Source organism: Rubneribacter sp. (genome assembly GCF_965361815.1).
In genome coordinates this window covers 1-15,690 of sequence record NZ_CBDTNW010000152.1, presented here as the reverse complement: position 1 = coordinate 15,690, position 15,690 = coordinate 1, and the positions used below count along the sequence as shown (strand labels likewise).

At 69.5% G+C, this 15,690-nt stretch carries 13 protein-coding genes; all 13 read left to right on the top strand.

Annotated features, from left to right (window positions below; all coding sequences use genetic code 11):
* The first annotated feature begins 51 nt into the window (after positions 1-51).
* The 13 genes from ACWKY3_RS11175 to ACWKY3_RS11115 all read left to right on the top strand — a co-directional run bounded on the left by ACWKY3_RS11175 (position 52) and on the right by ACWKY3_RS11115 (position 15,603).
* Entirely contained in the window at positions 52-1,101 is a 1,050-nt protein-coding gene (locus ACWKY3_RS11175) for a glycosyltransferase family 2 protein (protein ID WP_449316482.1), read from the top strand.
* A gap of 139 nt (positions 1,102-1,240) precedes the next feature.
* A complete protein-coding gene (glnA, locus tag ACWKY3_RS11170; RefSeq protein ID WP_449316481.1) occupies positions 1,241-2,584 on the top strand; it encodes a type I glutamate--ammonia ligase in 1,344 nt (447 codons plus the stop codon).
* 33 nt (positions 2,585-2,617) lie between these two features.
* The gene (locus tag ACWKY3_RS11165; protein WP_449316480.1) at positions 2,618-3,289 is read left to right on the top strand and encodes a winged helix-turn-helix domain-containing protein; all 672 of its coding nucleotides are present in this window, start codon (positions 2,618-2,620) and stop codon (positions 3,287-3,289) included.
* Between the two features lie 147 nt (positions 3,290-3,436).
* Positions 3,437-6,064: a DNA polymerase I gene (gene polA, locus ACWKY3_RS11160; RefSeq protein WP_449316479.1), complete on the top strand. Its 2,628-nt coding sequence runs from the start codon at positions 3,437-3,439 to the stop codon at positions 6,062-6,064.
* Between the two features lie 254 nt (positions 6,065-6,318).
* A complete protein-coding gene (gene rplU / locus ACWKY3_RS11155) occupies positions 6,319-6,687 on the top strand; it encodes a 50S ribosomal protein L21 (RefSeq protein ID WP_449316478.1) in 369 nt (122 codons plus the stop codon).
* A gap of 19 nt (positions 6,688-6,706) precedes the next feature.
* Positions 6,707-6,958 carry a 50S ribosomal protein L27 gene (gene rpmA, locus ACWKY3_RS11150; protein WP_449316477.1) on the top strand — a complete coding sequence of 84 codons (252 nt, stop codon included), beginning with the start codon at positions 6,707-6,709 and terminating at the stop codon, positions 6,956-6,958.
* A 153-nt stretch (positions 6,959-7,111) separates the two neighbouring features.
* Entirely contained in the window at positions 7,112-8,506 is a 1,395-nt protein-coding gene (gene obgE / locus ACWKY3_RS11145) for a GTPase ObgE (protein ID WP_449316476.1), read from the top strand.
* Positions 8,503-9,660 carry a glutamate 5-kinase gene (proB, locus tag ACWKY3_RS11140; protein WP_449316475.1) on the top strand — a complete coding sequence of 386 codons (1,158 nt, stop codon included), beginning with the start codon at positions 8,503-8,505 and terminating at the stop codon, positions 9,658-9,660. Before obgE ends, proB begins: the two co-directional genes overlap by 4 nt.
* 104 nt (positions 9,661-9,764) lie before the next feature.
* The gene (locus tag ACWKY3_RS11135) at positions 9,765-11,078 is read left to right on the top strand and encodes a glutamate-5-semialdehyde dehydrogenase (protein ID WP_449316474.1); all 1,314 of its coding nucleotides are present in this window, start codon (positions 9,765-9,767) and stop codon (positions 11,076-11,078) included.
* The gene (gene nadD, locus ACWKY3_RS11130; protein ID WP_449316473.1) at positions 11,079-11,759 is read left to right on the top strand and encodes a nicotinate-nucleotide adenylyltransferase; all 681 of its coding nucleotides are present in this window, start codon (positions 11,079-11,081) and stop codon (positions 11,757-11,759) included.
* Entirely contained in the window at positions 11,759-12,418 is a 660-nt protein-coding gene (yqeK, locus tag ACWKY3_RS11125; protein ID WP_449316472.1) for a bis(5'-nucleosyl)-tetraphosphatase (symmetrical) YqeK, read from the top strand. The genes nadD and yqeK overlap by 1 nt, the downstream gene beginning before the upstream one ends.
* Positions 12,415-12,852 carry a ribosome silencing factor gene (gene rsfS, locus ACWKY3_RS11120; RefSeq protein ID WP_449316471.1) on the top strand — a complete coding sequence of 146 codons (438 nt, stop codon included), beginning with the start codon at positions 12,415-12,417 and terminating at the stop codon, positions 12,850-12,852. Before yqeK ends, rsfS begins: the two co-directional genes overlap by 4 nt.
* Positions 12,853-12,990: 138 nt before the next feature.
* The gene (locus tag ACWKY3_RS11115; RefSeq protein ID WP_449316470.1) at positions 12,991-15,603 is read left to right on the top strand and encodes an AfsR/SARP family transcriptional regulator; all 2,613 of its coding nucleotides are present in this window, start codon (positions 12,991-12,993) and stop codon (positions 15,601-15,603) included.
* Positions 15,604-15,690: the final 87 nt, after the last annotated feature.

The following is a 15,690-nucleotide window of genomic DNA, read 5'->3' as shown; positions in this document are numbered from 1 at the left end:
GCGCGGCGCGCGGGCTTCGTTGGATGCGTCGGAAGGCAACGGAGCGAGGTCATGAGGTTCTCGATAATCATCGCCGCCTACAATGTGGAGCGCTACATCGCGGAATGCGTCGAATCGCTGCGGCGGCAGACGTTTCCCGGCTTCGAGGCCATCGTGATAGACGACGCCTCGACCGACGGGACGCTGGATGAGGCGCGCCGCGCCGCAGGCGGCGACGAGCGCTTCCTGTTTCTGCCCCTGCCGGCCAACGCGGGGCAGTCGGCCGCGCGCAACGCGGGGCTTGACCGCGCGTCGGGCGAGGTCGTGCTGTTCTTGGACTCCGACGACTACTATCGCGACGACGCGCTGCAGACGATAGCCTCGCGCATGGAGGCGGACGACCTTGACCAGCTCTACTTTTCCGCCGAGACCTTCTACGAGAACCGCCGCCTGCGCCGCGTCCGCTACGAGGACCAGGAGTCGCGCGCGAGCATAGAGGGGGTCATGCCGGGGGCCGACCTGTACGTGGAGTTCGAGCGGACGGGGGCGTTTCGGCCCTCGTCGTGCCTGTACGCCGTGAGGCGCGCGATCGTGGAGGAGGCGGGGCTGCGCTTTCGGGAGGGCATCATCCACGAGGACCTGCTGTTCATGATGCTGCTCATGCCGCTTCCCCGGCGGGCGGCGTTCGAGAACGCGCCGCTGTACCGCCGGCGCATGCGCGAGGGCTCCACCATGACCTCCGCGTTCAGCATGCGCAACGTGGACGGGCTGTTCCGGGTGGCCCAGGATCTGGGCGCCTGGCTGGACGGGCACGCCGGCGACTACCCGCAGGCGTTTCGCGACGCGTACGCCGCGCGCGTGTTCGACACCTGCCACGTGGCTGCGCGCTATCTGTTCGAAATTCCCGAGGAGGACGTGGAGCGCTACCGCGATGCGCTCGACCCGCGCGACCGCATTGACTTCGACCTGCGCGTGCTGCACCTCCATCGCGCCGTGAAGGACGTGTACGACGAGATGGAAGGCTCGCGCACCTATCGGTTGGGGCGGGTGTTCCTGGCGTTTCCCAGCTGGGTGAAAAGCCGCGTGGTCCTGCCCAAGGCGAAGCCGCAGGACGAGGGGTGACCGCGTCTGGCGGGCGCCCGCGTCGCCGGGTCGGCGCGCGGGGCGTAACGAATCGGAAACATCCCGCGCTATAATAGAGAGCCGGAAAGCGAACGCAAACGGCGCCCTTTGGGCGGCGCGCGAGGAAAGAGGACGGCGCATGACCGCGAACCCCGAGCAGGATTTCGTCCTGAAGACCATCAAAAGCCGCGACGTTCACTTCGTCCGGTTTTGGTTCACCGACGTGCTGGGCACCATGAAGTCGTTCGCCGTCATCCCCAGCGAGCTGGAGGACGCCTTCGCCGACGGCATGGGCTTCGACGGCAGCTGCATCGAGGGGTTTTGCCGCACGCAGGAATCCGACATGCTGGCCTATCCCGACGCCTCCACCTTCCAGGTGCTGCCGTGGCGTCCGGAGTCCAACGCGGTCGGCCGCATGTTCTGCAGCATCCGCACGCCCGACGGAACTCCGTTCGAGGGCGATCCGCGCCATGTCCTGGCGCGCACGGTGGACAAGGCGCGCGACATGGGCTTCGCGTTCAACGTGGGGCCGGAGCTTGAGTACTACTATTTCAAAGACGCCGAGGGCACCGAGGTGCTCGACCGCGGCGGCTACTTCGACCTCACGAGCCTCGACTACGCGTCCGATCTGCGCCGCGACACGGTGCTCACGCTGGAGAAGATGGGCATTCCCGTGGAGTACTCACACCACGAGAACGGCCCCTCCCAGCACGAGATAGACCTCCGCTTCACCGACGCGCTGTCCATGGCCGACGCCGTGATGACCTACAAGCTGGTGGTCAAGGAGATAGCCATGAAGCACGGCGTGTACGCCTCCTTCATGCCCAAGCCCATCGCCTGCGAGCCGGGCAGCGGCATGCACGTGCACCAAAGCTTGTTCGACCTGGAGGGCAACAACGCCTTCTTCGATCCGGACGACCCGCAGGGCTACCATCTGTCCCGGGTGGCGAAAAGCTACCTGGCGGGCCTTTTGAAGTACGCCCCCGAGTTCTGCGCGGTCACCAACCAGTACGTGAACTCCTACAAGCGCCTGACGGCCGGCGGCGAGGCGCCCATCCACCTGGCTTGGGCGCGCAGCAACCGCTCCACGCTGGTGCGGGTGCCGGGGTACCGTCCTTCAAGCGAGATGGCGTGCCGTCTGGAGCTGCGCAGCCCCGACCCCGCCGCGAACCCCTACCTGGCGTTCGCGGCCATGCTGGCGGCGGGGCTGGCGGGCATCGAGGAGGAGCTTGAGCTTCCCGCGCCGGTCGAGGACGAGGATTTGTTCTCGCTTTCTCGGCAGCAGCTGCGCGAGCGGGGCGTGCGGACGCTTCCCGAGAGCCTGGGCGAGGCGGTGGAGCTGTTCGCGGGCTCGACGCTTATGCGCGAGACGCTGGGCGAGCACATCCATGGCTACCTGGTGGCCGCCAAGCGCACCGAGTGGAACGACTACCAGGCGCAGGTGTCCCCGTGGGAGCTCGACCGGTACCTGGCGGTGCTCTAGCATGGGGAGCGGGAGAGGGCGGAGGGGTCCGTTATGAGGAAGAGCGTCATCTTCGTGGCCGACAGCCTGGACAACGCGCACAAGTTCCAACAGGTCCTCTCGGGCTTGGACGTGGAGGTGGCGGCGGGGTCGTCGGCGCAGTTCGAGCGGCTTCTCTCGCGGCATCCTTCGTGCGATCTGGTCATCTACGAGGCGCGCGGCGACGCGTTGGCCGACATCGCCCGGGCAGAGTCGCTCATGCGGGAGGGCGCGGCGGCGTCTTTGCTGATCATCGTGGACGAGGACCGGTTGGGGGAGTTCCGTTTGCCCGTGCAGGTGAAAAGCGACTTCGTGGTGCACGGAGCCGGCGAGGGCGAGTGCGCGGCGCGCATCCGGCAGCTTCTGTGGCCGGGCAACGAGGGATCGGCGTCCGATCTGCTCATCGTGGACGACATGGCGGTGAACCTGGCCACCTACCAGGTGACGGTGGGCGGCGCGCCGGTCGACTTCACCTATTTGGAGTACGCGCTCCTGGCGTTTCTGGTCACCCATCCCGGGCGCACCTACTCGCGCGACGCGCTTCTGAGGCGGGTGTGGGGCTTCGACTATTACGGCGGCTCGCGCACCGTGGACGTGCACGTGCGCCGCGTGCGGGCCAAGCTGGGGCCCGACCTGGCCCAGCATCTGGAGACGGTCCGCGGCGTCGGCTACCTGTGGAGCGCATAGGGGCCTGAGGCGCCCCTCGCGAAGGGGCGCGTCGCCGAGCGAGGCGCGCCGCGCAAGGGGATTCTCTGTTTCCGGAGGGCGGCGCCGGCCCGTTTGCGCCGGGGAGGCTATACTAGGCGTCCGGAACACCCAGCGACGGAGGACCCCATGCCCAAAAAGATTGCCGTGATCGACGGAAACTCCCTCATGCACCGCGCCTACCATGCGGTGCCGCCCACCATGAACGCCCCCGACGGCACGCCCACCAACGCCGTGTTCGGGTTCGTCGCCATGCTGCTCAAGTTCATTGACATCGCAGGCCCCGACGCGCTCGTCTGCGCCTTCGACGCGGGCCGTCCTGCTTTCCGCATGGAGGCGCTTGAGCAGTACAAAGCGCAGCGCCCGCCCATGGACGAGGACCTGAAGGTGCAGTTCCCCATCATCGAGGAGCTGCTTTCGGCCATGAACGTGCCGGTGGTGCGCGTGAAGGGCTGGGAGGGCGACGACGTGCTGGGCACCATCGCCGCGCGCGACGAGGAGCTGGGCTTCGAGACGCTGCTCGTCACCGGCGACAAGGACGCCTACCAGCTGGCCACGGACAAAACGCGCATCGTCACCACGAAAAAGGGCATCACCGACGTGGCCATCTACGGCCCGGCCGAGGTGGAGGAGCGCTACGGCGTGCGCCCCGATCAGTTCATCGACTTTTTGGGCCTCAAGGGCGACTCCTCCGACAACATCCCCGGCGTTCCCGGCATCGGCGACAAAGGGGCCGCCAAGCTTTTGCAGGCCTACGGCAGCCTCGAGGGCATCTACGAGCACGTGGACGAGCTCAAGGGCAAGCAGAAGGAGCGCATCGTCGAGAACAAGGACATGGCGTTTCTGAGCCGGAAGGTGGCCACCATCGTGCGCGATCTGGACTTCCCGCTCGATCTGGAGGCGTGCAGCTTCCCGTCGTTTAACCCCGATGCCGTGACCGAGGCGTTCGGGAAGGTGCGGTTCAACGCGCACCTGTCCCGCGTGCTCAAGCTGGTGGGGCGGGAGCCGGTGAAAAAGCCCGCCGCGCTGGCGGTGGAGCCGGTGGTTTTGGGCCCTGAGGCGGACGCGCTTGTGGACGCGGCCATCGCCCGCGGCGAGGCGCTGGGCGTGGCGTTCGTGGAGCCGGAGCAGGCGTCGCTGTTCAGCGCCGGGCTGCATTGCGCCGTCAGCACGGGGGAGGGGACCGCCGTGTTCTCCGACGACGCCGGCTTGGCCGCGTTCGCGCGCGTGGTGCGCGCGGGGACGTTCGCCTCGCTCGACGTCAAGGCCGACATGCATCGCGTCTATCCCGCCGACACCGCGCGAAAGGCCCTGGTGGACGATAGCGACCTCATGTCCATGCGCGCCTTCGACCTGGGGCTTGCCGGCTACGTGCTGAACTCGTCGGTGGCCGAGTACTCCTACGACGCGCTCTTGGACGCCTACTGCGGCGGGACGCTGCCCGAGGCGAAGGACGACGCCGGCCTGGCCGCCGTTCGCGCCGCGGCGGCGCGCGCGCTGGTGGGGCCGCTCACCGAGGCCATCGAGCGGGACGGCAGCCGCCGCGCGTACTTCGACATCGACCTGCCCCTGGTGGCGGTGCTCGCCGTCATGGAGCGCACCGGCGCGGCGGTGGACTGCGACCGCCTGGCGGAGCTTGGCGCCAGCACGCAGGTGGAGCTTGACGATTTGCGCGGGCGCATCTTCGCTATGGCGGGGGAGGAGTTCAACCTGGACTCCCCCAAGCAGCTCTCCCGCATCCTGTTCGACGTTTTGGGCCTCACCCCCCTCAAGAAGAACCAGCGCGGCTACTCCACCGACGCCGGCGTCCTCAAGGAGCTGGCGAAGGTTCACGAGCTTCCCGACCTGGTGCTGCGCTACCGCGAGCTTGCGAAGGTGAAGTCCACCTACATAGACGCGCTGCCGCGCATGCGCGCCGAGGACGGACGCGTGCACACCAGCTTCAACGAGACGGTCACCACCACCGGCCGCCTGTCGTCGTCGGATCCCAACCTGCAAAACATCCCGGTGCGCACCGAGTTCGGCCGCCAGATCAGGGAGTGCTTCGTGCCGCTTGAGGAGGGCAGCCTCTTTTTGTCCGCAGACTATTCGCAGATAGAGCTGAGGCTGCTCGCGCACCTGTCGGGCGACGAGCATCTGGTGGCGGCCTTCTGCTCGGGGGCCGACTTCCACGCGGCCACGGCGGCGCGCGTGTTCGGGCTTGCGGTGGACGAGGTCACGCCCGAGCTGCGCAGCCGCGCGAAGGCCGTGAACTTCGGCATCGTGTACGGCCAGCAGGCGTTCGGGCTGTCGCAGAGCCTGGGAATCCCCTTCGGGGAGGCCAAGGAGATGATCGACCGCTATTTCGAGGCGTATCCGGGCGTGCGGGCCTACCTGGACGACACGGTGGCCGCCGCGAAGGAGAAGGGCTACGCCGAGACCATGTTCGGCCGCAAGCGCCACATCCCCGAGCTGCGCGCGGGCAACGCCAACCAGCGCGGCTTCGGCGAGCGCACCGCCATGAACCATCCCATGCAGGGCAGCGCGGCCGACATCATCAAGCTGGCCATGGTGGAGGTGCAGCGGCGCCTCAAAGAGGGAGGCTTTCGCGCGAAGCTGCTTTTGCAGGTGCACGACGAGCTGGACTTCAGCGTTCCGGCCGACGAGGCGGAGCGCCTCTCGGCCATGGTGAAGGAGGTCATGGAGGGCGCGGCCAGCCTGCGCGTCCCCCTGGTGGCCGACGTGTCCTTCGGCGCCACGTGGGCGCAGGCGCATTAGGGCTGCGCCAACCGGCGGTTTCTTGCGGGCGGGGGGTGCGTGGCGCGCAAAGCGCTTCGCATCCTGAAAAAATCCACACCACGCCGCCGCGAGTGGCTAAGATGTGTGCTATCATACAAACGTTGTGCCCAAACGGGCATGGCGTAGGAAGAGTGCGATGATACGCGGAGACTGTGCATACGGAAGTTCGTTGACTTGCTACGGTCGCGCTGCTAAGATATCGCCTTGCGTCTATTTCGTTCAAGGAGACACTCATGTACGCAATTGTGAAAACGGGCGGCAAGCAGTACAAGGTCGCCCCGGGCGACAAGCTGAACATCGAGAAGCTTGACGCCGCCGTGGGAGACAAGGTGGAGCTTCAGACCATCTGCGTCGTCGACGGCAAGAAGGTGGAGGCCGATCCCGCCAAGGCGGCCGCAACGAAGGTCACGGCCATCGTCCTGGAGCAGTTCAAGGGCGAGAAGCAGCTGGTCTTCAAGTTCAAGAAGCGCAAGAACTACAAGAAGCTGCGCGGACATCGTCAGCACCTGACGCGCGTCGAGATAGAGTCGGTGGGCGCGGCCAAGAAGCCCGCCGCCGCCAAGAAGGCCGCCGACAAGCCCGCGTCCGAGGACGCCGAGTAAAGCGCAAGGAGGGAGCACCATGGCTCATAAGAAAGGTCTCGGATCCACCCGCAACGGCCGCGACTCCCGCGCCAAGCGCCTGGGCGTGAAGATGTTCGCCGGCCAGACCGTGAGGACGGGCAACGTCATCGTCCGCCAGCGCGGCACGAAGTTCCATCCGGGCGACAACGTCGGCCGCGGCAAGGACGACACGCTGTTCGCCCTGTGCGACGGCACGCTGGAGTTCACGCGCGGCGTCAAGCGCAGGGTTCACGTCCGCCCCGAGGCGTAAGACAATTCGCTGCGAAGGCGCGACGTTTCCGCGTTGAACGGTGCCCCCTGGTTGACAGGGGGCACTTTTCGTATACGATCAGGCGTGTCAGACGACCGCCGACCCGCGGCCGCGCGCAGGGCGCGCTGCGGGACGGGATGCGAGGAGACCCCCGTGTTTATCGACAAAGTGCGCATACAGGTGAAGGGCGGCGACGGCGGCGCCGGGTGCATGTCGTTTCGCCGCGAGGCCCACGTGCCCAAGGGCGGGCCGGACGGCGGCGACGGCGGGCACGGCGGCAACGTCGTGGTCGAGGCCGACGCGGGCCTGTCCTCGCTCATCGAGTACCGTTTCAAGCACCACTTCAAGGCCCAGCGCGGCACGCACGGCAAAGGCTCCCGCATGCACGGCGCCACGGGGGAGGACCTGGTCTTGAAAGTGCCCGTGGGCACGGTGGTGCGCGAGTACTTCGAAGAGGAGAAGGAGGCGGGCGAGCTTATAGCCGACCTGACGCGTGACGGCGAGCGCGTCGTCGTGGCCGAGGGCGGCATGGGCGGGCGCGGCAACATCCACTTCGTCACGTCCATGCGCCGCGCGCCTGCGTTCGCCGAGCTGGGGGAGCCTGCCCAGGAGCGGTGGATCGAGCTGGAGATGAAGCTCATGGCCGACGCGGCGCTCGTGGGCATGCCGAGCGCGGGCAAGTCATCGCTCATCGCCAAGATGAGCGCGGCGCGTCCGAAGATAGCCGACTATCCGTTCACCACGCTCGTGCCGAACCTCGGCGTGGCGCGCTCGGGCGACTACGGCTTCGTGGTGGCCGACGTCCCCGGGCTCATCGAGGGCGCGCACGAGGGGCGCGGCTTAGGGCATGAGTTTCTCCGGCACATCGAGCGAACGGCGCTCATCGTGCACGTGGTGGACCTGACGGGCGACTGGGAGGGGCGCGACCCGCTGGCGGACTACGAGGTGATCAACCGGGAGCTGGCGCTGTACGCCGACGAGCTGGCGCGGCGCCCCCGCATCGTGGTGGCCAACAAGATAGACGTGCCCGGCACGGAGGAGGCGTGCGAGCGGCTGGCCGAGCGCGTGCGGGCCGACTCCGTGGCCGCAGCGGGCGGCGACGAGTTCGCCCCAAGCCCGGTGGACCCGCGGCTTTACCGCGTGAGCGCGCTCACGGGCGAGGGCGTGGACGGCTTGAAGGCGGCCATCGCCCGCAAGGTGCGCGATCTGCGCGAGGAGGCCCGCCAGGCGGCGGAGGCCGACGCGCGCTACGAGCACGTGTGGGAGCTTCGGCGCGAGGCGCGCGACAAGCGCTTCGAGGTGCGCCCGCTTGGCGGCGGCGCGTTTTGCGTGGAGGGTCCGCAGGTGGAGCGCATGGTGGTGCAGACCGACTGGGAGAACGAGGAGGCCGTGCTGTTTTTGCAGCACCGCCTGAAGCGCCTGGGGGTGGACCAGGCGCTCGAGCGCGCGGGCGCGAGGGACGGCGACGAGATACGCATCTTGGGCCGCGCGTTCGCGTTCGAGTCGGGCCGATCGGCGGCCGACGCGTTCGAGGAGCTGGACCTGTGACGCCGGCTGCGCATCCGGCGGGAGGGGCCTGTTCGGGGCGCGGGCGGCGCCTGGTCGTCAAGATAGGCTCCTCCACGCTCACCACGTCCGAAAGCTCCATCGACTACGCCTACCTGCGGGGTCTTGCCGACCAGGTGGCACGGGTGCGCGATGCGGGGTGGCGCCCCGTCATCGTGACCTCGGCGGCCATCGCGTGCGGCCTTGAGGCCCTCGGCATACGCAGAAGGCCCGCCGACATGCCCAGCCTCCAGGCTGCGGCCTCGGTGGGGCAAAGCGCGCTCTCCACGGCCTATGCGGAGGCGTTCGCGCCGCACGGCATCGTCACGTCCACCGTGCTGCTCACGCGCCGCGACACCGCCGACCGCCGCGCGTACCTGCATGCGCGCGACACGCTTTTGCGCCTGCTGGACTTGGGCGTGGTGCCCATCGTCAACGAGAACGACACGGTGTCGGTGGAGCAGATCCGCTTCGGCGACAACGACACGCTGGCCGCCTTGACGGCCTGCCTCATCGACGCCGACCTGCTGGTCATCCTGTCGGACATCGAGGGCCTCTACGACGCCAACCCGAACCTGCATCCCGACGCGCGGCTCATCCCGTGCGTGGAGGGCATCGGCCCCGACATCATGGCGGCCGCCGGCGGGGCGGGCACCACCGTGGGGTCGGGGGGCATGATCACCAAGATCAAGGCCGCGCGCGTGCTCATGGTGGCGGGCATTCCGATGGTCGTGTGCCATGGGCGCCGCGAGGACGCCATAGTGGACGCGGCGGCGGGGCTGGACGTGGGAACGCGGTTCGTGGCCGCGGAAAAGCCCCACGAGATCACGCCGAAGAAGCTGTGGATCGCCCTTGGCGACGCGGCGCGGGGCGCGCTTGCGGTGGACGAGGGCGCAAAGGACGCCCTTAAGCGGCGCGGCAGCTCGCTTCTGTCCGTGGGCGTCCGGTCGGTTGAGGGGCGCTTCGACGCGGGCGACATCGTGGACATCAAAGACGGGGCCGGGCACCTGTTCGCGCGCGGCAAGACGGCGTTCTCAAGCGACGAGGCGGCGCTGGCCATCGGGCGCACGCGCGATGAGCTTAAGGCGAACCGCCTGCTGGCAAGCCTTGCCGAGCGGCCCCTTGTGCATCGGGACGAGCTGGTGGTGTTCGAGTGAGAGGTTTTGGCGCCCTCGCCGGCTTCGGCGGGTTCGCGCGCGCGGCGCGGTCGCGGGCGCGCCGCCGGTCGTGTACAATGGCGGGACGATGAAGGAGGTGTTTCGTGGGTGACGTGAAGGCGGAGGTCCGCGCGGTGGCCGAGGCGGCGCGGGCCGCCAGCGCGAAGCTGGCGCAGACGAGCGCGCACGAGCGCGACGAGGCCCTGCGGGCCATGGCGGCGGCGCTGCGCGCGCAGGCGGGCTCCATCGTGGCGGCCAACGCGCGCGACATGGAGGCGGCGCGCGCGAAGGGCACGGCGGACAGCCTGCTCGACCGCCTGATGCTGGATGCGGGCCGCATCGAGGGCATGGCGTCGGCGCTGGAGGACTTGGCCGCGCTGCCCGACCCGGTCGGGCGCGTGCGGGAGGAGCGCGTGCTCGAAAACGGCATCGCGCTTTCGCGCGTCAGCGTGCCGCTCGGCGTGGTGGCCGTGGTGTACGAGGCGCGCCCGAACGTCACGGCGGACGCGGCGGGCATCTGCCTGAAGTCCGGCAACGCCGCCGTCCTGCGCGGCGGGAGCATGGCGGCCGCCTCGAACGAGGCGATAGCGCGCGTGCTGCACGACGCCGCGACGGCCGCCGGCATGCCGCGGGGGTGCGTCGGGCTGGTGTCATCCGCCGATCGCGCGGCGGCCGACGCGCTCATGGAGCTGCACGGGGTCGTCGACGTGCTCATCCCGCGGGGAGGGGCGGGGCTCATCCGCCGCTGCGTGGAGCATTCCAAGGTGCCGGTCATCGAGACGGGCACGGGCAACTGCCACGTGTACGTGCACGAGACGGCCGATGCGGACAAGGCGCGCGCCATCGTGCTCAACGCGAAGTGCCGCCGCTTCGGCGTGTGCAACGCGGCCGAGACGCTGCTGGTTGATCGCTCGATCGCGCGGTCGTTTTTGCCCGAGACGATGACGGCGCTTGCGCGCGAGGGCGTGGTGCTGCACTGCGACGACGAAGCGCGCGACTGCGCCGCATGGGCGGCCGACGCCGCCGCCCGTGCAGGCGTCGAGGTGCGTTTCGATTGCGCGGAGGAGGACGACTGGGCCACCGAGTACCTGGCTCCCGAGTTGGCCGTGAAGTGCGTGGACGGCGTGGATGCGGCCATCGACCACGTGAACCGCTACGGCACGAGGCATTCGGAGGCCATCGTGGCCGATCCGCAGGTCCCCGCGGGCGCGCAGGCCATCGAGGCGTTTCTGGCCCGCGTGGATGCGGCCGCCGTGTACGCGAACGCCTCCACGGCCTTCACCGACGGCGGGCAGTTCGGCCTGGGGGCCGAGATCGGCATCTCCACGCAGAAGCTGCACGCGCGCGGCCCGTTCGCGCTCGAGGCGCTCACGTCGTACAAGTACGTTCTGCGCGGCGACGGGCAGGTGCGAGCGTAGGTGGCCGTCATCAGCGAGAGGTTCGACGACCTGGGCCGCGACGGAGCCCCTGCGCGCCTGGGCATCATGGGCGGCACGTTCGACCCCATCCACATAGGCCACTTGGCGTGCGCCGAGCAGGCGCGCGAGGCGTTCGGGCTGGACGGCGTGCTGTTCGTGCCCGCGGGCAACCCGGTGTTCAAGAAGGACCGCGCCGTGACGCCGGCGGGCATGCGGCTTGCGATGTGCCGGCTCGCGGTGGCCAGCAACCCGGCGTTCGACGTGAGCGCCGTGGAGGTTGAGCGCGGCGGCGACACCTACACGGTGGACACGCTCAGGCAGCTGCGCGCCCATTACCCCGGCAACGTGGAGCTGTTCTTCATCACCGGCGCCGACGCGGTGTACCATATCCTGCAGTGGCGCGAGAGCGCCGCCATAGCCGACCTGGCGCGCCTCATCGCGGTGACGCGGCCGGGCTACGCGCTTTCGGAGGAGCGGCGCGCGCTCATCGCCGAGCGCGGTAGCTTCTCCATCGACCACCTGGAGGTGACGGCGCTCGCCATCTCCTCGAGCCATCTGCGAGAACGCGTGGCGGCGGGAAGGTCCATACGGTACCTGACCATGCAGAGCGTGTTCGACTACGTGCGGGAGCACGGGCTGTACCGGTCCGCGGGCCCGCAAGCGGCGGAAGGAGGGGCCTGATGGCGGGGAGCCGCTTAAACGGGGAGGGCGACGCGCTTTCCGAGGCGTTCTACAAGGCGCGCAAGGCCGAGCTGCGGGAGCGGCTCAAGCCGGCGCGCTACGAGCACACGCTCCGGGTGGCGCAGTCCGCCGTGGAGCTGGCGCGCCTCTACGGCGTTGACGAGCGGAAGGCCCGCCTGGCGGGCCTGCTCCACGACTGGGACAAAGGCTACGACGACGCGGGAATCCGCAAGCGCGCCCGCGATTTGGGGATCGATGCGGACGCGGGCGCGTACGCCGAGATGCCGGCCCTCCTGCACGGGCCCACCGCCGCGGCGGCGCTGGCGCGGGATCATCCGTCCATCCCGGCCGACGTGCTGCGCGCCGTGGAGGTGCACACCACCGGGGATGTGGGGATGGGCGATCTGGACATGGTGGTCTACGTGGCCGACGCCATCGAGCCGGGGCGCGACTACGGCGGGTTGGACGCCGTGCGGGACCTGGCGGGGCGCGCGACGCTCGAGGAGCTGTTCCTGGCGACGTTCCAGCACATCTTCCTCAACCTCGTGCAGAGGCGCAAGCGGGTGTACCCGCGCACGCCCGACGTGTGGAACCATTACCTCGCCCGCGCGAAGAGCGCCGCGGGCGCCGAAGGGAAACCGAAGAAAGGAAAAGCGTGACCGAACCGAACGAGCAGGCCCGCGAGGCCACGTCCCGCGAGTGCGCGATCATCGCCGCTCAGGCGGCGGACGAGAAGAAGGCGACCGACATCATGGTGCAGGAGGTGCGCGACCTCATAGGGGTGACGGACTACTTCGTCATCGCCACGGCGGCGAACAACCGCCAGGTGGAGGCCATTGTGGACGAGGTGGAGGAGGCCGAGCGCACGCGGGCCGGCGTCAAGCCGCTCCATCGGGAGGTCACCAAGGACGGGTCGTGGTCGCTTCTGGACTACGGCAATTTCGTCGTGCACGTGTTCCAGCCCGACACCCGCGAGTACTACCGTCTGGAGGCGCTGTGGAACGACGCGCCGGTGGTGGACTTGGCGGCGGAGGCGGGGCTGTCCAACTTGGAGTACTCCGACCGCATCGCCAAGCTGCTCGGGCGCGGCTGACGCCCCTCGGCTCCGCCGGCGGGCGGAGCGCGTGCGAAATGCGAACCGATGTCGGCTTGCGGACGTCTGCGCCCGGTGATACGCTAGGTGACCCTTTCGGATTGCCGCGTCCCTCCCTAATAGATGGGAGTGATAGGCATGCCAGATTTCCTCACCAAGTCGCTGTGCCGGGGGCATCGTCCGCAACACCTTGCCGTCCGGCGCCATATCCCGCGCCCCGACCTCATCGCGAAGCTTTTGAGGGAGCGTCACGTGCCCCGCTTCGTCGTCGCCCCCGACGGCTTCGGCAAGTCGGCCGTCGCCGCCGAATACGCCGAGACCGTCTTCCGTTTCGAGCGCGTGTTCTGGATCGATGCGAAAAGCCCGTGCTTTCTGCGCGACCTTGACGCCGGGCGCATAGCCTCGACGCTTCTGGAGAAGGAGGAGGCGCCCTTCCTGGCGGTGATCGAGGACGTTCCGGCGCTCGACCCCGAGCGCGTCGAGCGCCTGTCGGGCGAGATGGACCGGATGCTCGAGCGGGGCTGCGAGGTCCTGGTCACGTGCGTGCCGGCGCGCGACGCCTTCCACCGGCACCTCGACCGCGTCAAGCTGGGGTCCGCAGACCTGCTGCTTTCCGACGCCGAGGTCGACGTCCTGCGCACGGCGGCCGAGCGCGAATCCGATCCGGCTTCGCGCGCCCCCGCGGCCCGCAGGGTGGCGGCGCTTGCGTGGGGAGGGGCCGAGGAGCGCATCTCGTTCCTCGAGGCCGCCGCATGCGAGGAGCTTCCCGCCGATTTGCTGCTGTCGCTGTTTGTCATGATGGTCCTGGAGGAGGGGACGCTCGAGGACCTGGATCCCTTCGTCCCGCTCGATGGGGAGTCGGTGGCGCTTTTGGCCGAGCAGTACCCGTACCTGGGCATCGATCGGCAAAGCGGCCGCTTTCGGGCGCCGGCGTTCTCCGTGGGGGAGCTTGCCGACGCGTTCGGCGGTCGGCTGGGCGCGATGGCGCAGCGCTCCTCCTTTCCGGACGGCGACGCCTTGGCGGTGAGGGCGGCCGACGCGCTGGCCGCACGCGGCAAGCCGGCCCGGGCCTGCGACGCGGCCCGCCTGCTGGCCGGTCGCGCCGCGCGGGCGGAGTGGCTGGCCGAACGCGGGTTTCAGCTGGTGGACAGCGCGTGTTTGGTCCCCGCGTGCGAGGTGTACGCGTCCCTCAACGGCGAGCGCGGCGCGGGCGCGGCCCTGCTCGAGGCGACCGAGGCGTGCCGCCGGGCGCTTTTGGGAAGCCGCCTGGCCGCGTGCGAGGCGGCGCGCAGGGCGGCCGGGGCGCATGCGGCGCCCGCGTCGGCCCGGGCGGCCGGGGTCGTCGTCTTGGCCTGCTGCGCGGAGGGCGCCGAGCGCGCCCGGGCGCTGAAGCTGGCCCCCTCCATAGCGGCGGCGCTCGATCAGGAGGGGCCGGAGCGCTTCGGGGTGCCGGGCGTGGACAGGCGCTCCTTCGAGGCGGCGATGGAGGTGCGCCGCGCGCTCGACGCGTCGTGCGCGGAGGCCGCCCGGGTTTGGCTTGGGCGCCACGACGGCGGCGCATGCGGGCGCGCGGGAACGCAGTCGGCCGCCTGGATACTGGCGATGGCCGAGGCGCCGCCGCGCGGCCGGGAGGGAGGGTCGTCCGCCGCCGGGCGGGGGGCTGGCCGGGCCGTCGACGAGGTGGCGGCCATCGTCCGCGATCGGGTGCGCGGCGCGGGCGGGGAGTCGCTTGGGCTTTTCGACGCCGTGGCGGGGATGTCGCTTGAGCGGGCGTGCGCGCGCGGCGCGGTGTCCACCCCCGCGCTCGACGAGCCCAGCGCGCGGTCGGTGCGCCGCTTGGAGATGGCTCTGCGCTCCCAGCGCAGCGAGTACGAGCGGAAAGGGCGGGAGCGCGCGGCTCACCGCCGCGCGCTGGCCGTCGCGAACCCCGATGTGTTCGCCTACGAAGGCGCGGTCCTCGACCCGACCGCGCCGCGCCAGACCGATCCCGTGCTCACGGTGAACCTGTTCGGCGGCCTTGACGTGCGCATCGGGGGCGAGCGCGTCGATGCGTCGCTGTTCAGGAGGCAGAAGGTGAAAACCCTGCTCGCGCTGCTCGTGCTCAACCGCGGCCGCGAGTTTTCCCGCGACAAGCTGGTGAGCCTGCTGTGGCCCGACAGCGACCTGATGGCGGCCCGAAAGAACTTCTACGGCATCTGGAGCATGCTGCGCCGCGCCCTGAGGACGCCGGCGGGAACGTGCCCCTACCTCATCAGGCAGCAGCACGGGCTGCGGGTGGACGCCAACCTGCTGTCGAGCGACGTGCTCCAGCTTGACGAGGTGTGCAACGCGCTTCTGTTCGAGCGGCCGGACTACGGCGGATGGGCCCACCTGTTCGCCCAGATAAACGATCGGTTCTCGGACGACATCCTGCCGAGCGAAAGCGACAACGACGCCATAGCGGGGCGCCGCGCCGAGTGCCGGGACAGGCTGGTGGACGCGCTGGTGGCGGCGTCGAAGCGCCTGGTGGGGGCCGGGGAGGTGCGCGAAGGGCTGTGGTTTGCCCGCGCGGCTTTGCAGCGCGACAAGACGCGCGAGGACGTCTACGTGACGCTCATGGAGGCGCAGTTGGGCGCGGGCCAGCGAACGGCCGCGCTCGAGACGTACTTCTCCTGCCGCCGCTTCCTGGCCGACGAGTTGGGCATCGATCCTTCGATGGACACCATGCGCCTGTACCGCGGCATCATAGAGAGCGAGGAGATCCTGGACTGATCGGCGGGTCGGGGCAGCGTCGGCCCCACCCCCAAAGGCCCGCGCGGCCGGTTCTAAAAGGCTGTTTGGGCTGTTGCCCCACCTTCC

Bases quoted from the DNA above. Each gene is read 5' to 3' on its own strand.
- ACWKY3_RS11175 (WP_449316482.1), top strand. From the start codon at position 52: ATGAGGTTCTCGATAATCATCGCCGCCTACAATGTGGAGCGCTACATC.
- glnA (WP_449316481.1), top strand. From the start codon at position 1,241: ATGACCGCGAACCCCGAGCAGGATTTCGTCCTGAAGACCATCAAAAGC.
- ACWKY3_RS11165 (WP_449316480.1), top strand. From the start codon at position 2,618: ATGAGGAAGAGCGTCATCTTCGTGGCCGACAGCCTGGACAACGCGCAC.
- polA (WP_449316479.1), top strand. From the start codon at position 3,437: ATGCCCAAAAAGATTGCCGTGATCGACGGAAACTCCCTCATGCACCGC.
- rplU (WP_449316478.1), top strand. From the start codon at position 6,319: ATGTACGCAATTGTGAAAACGGGCGGCAAGCAGTACAAGGTCGCCCCG.
- rpmA (WP_449316477.1), top strand. From the start codon at position 6,707: ATGGCTCATAAGAAAGGTCTCGGATCCACCCGCAACGGCCGCGACTCC.
- yqeK (WP_449316472.1), top strand. From the start codon at position 11,759: ATGGCGGGGAGCCGCTTAAACGGGGAGGGCGACGCGCTTTCCGAGGCG.
- ACWKY3_RS11115 (WP_449316470.1), top strand. From the start codon at position 12,991: ATGCCAGATTTCCTCACCAAGTCGCTGTGCCGGGGGCATCGTCCGCAA.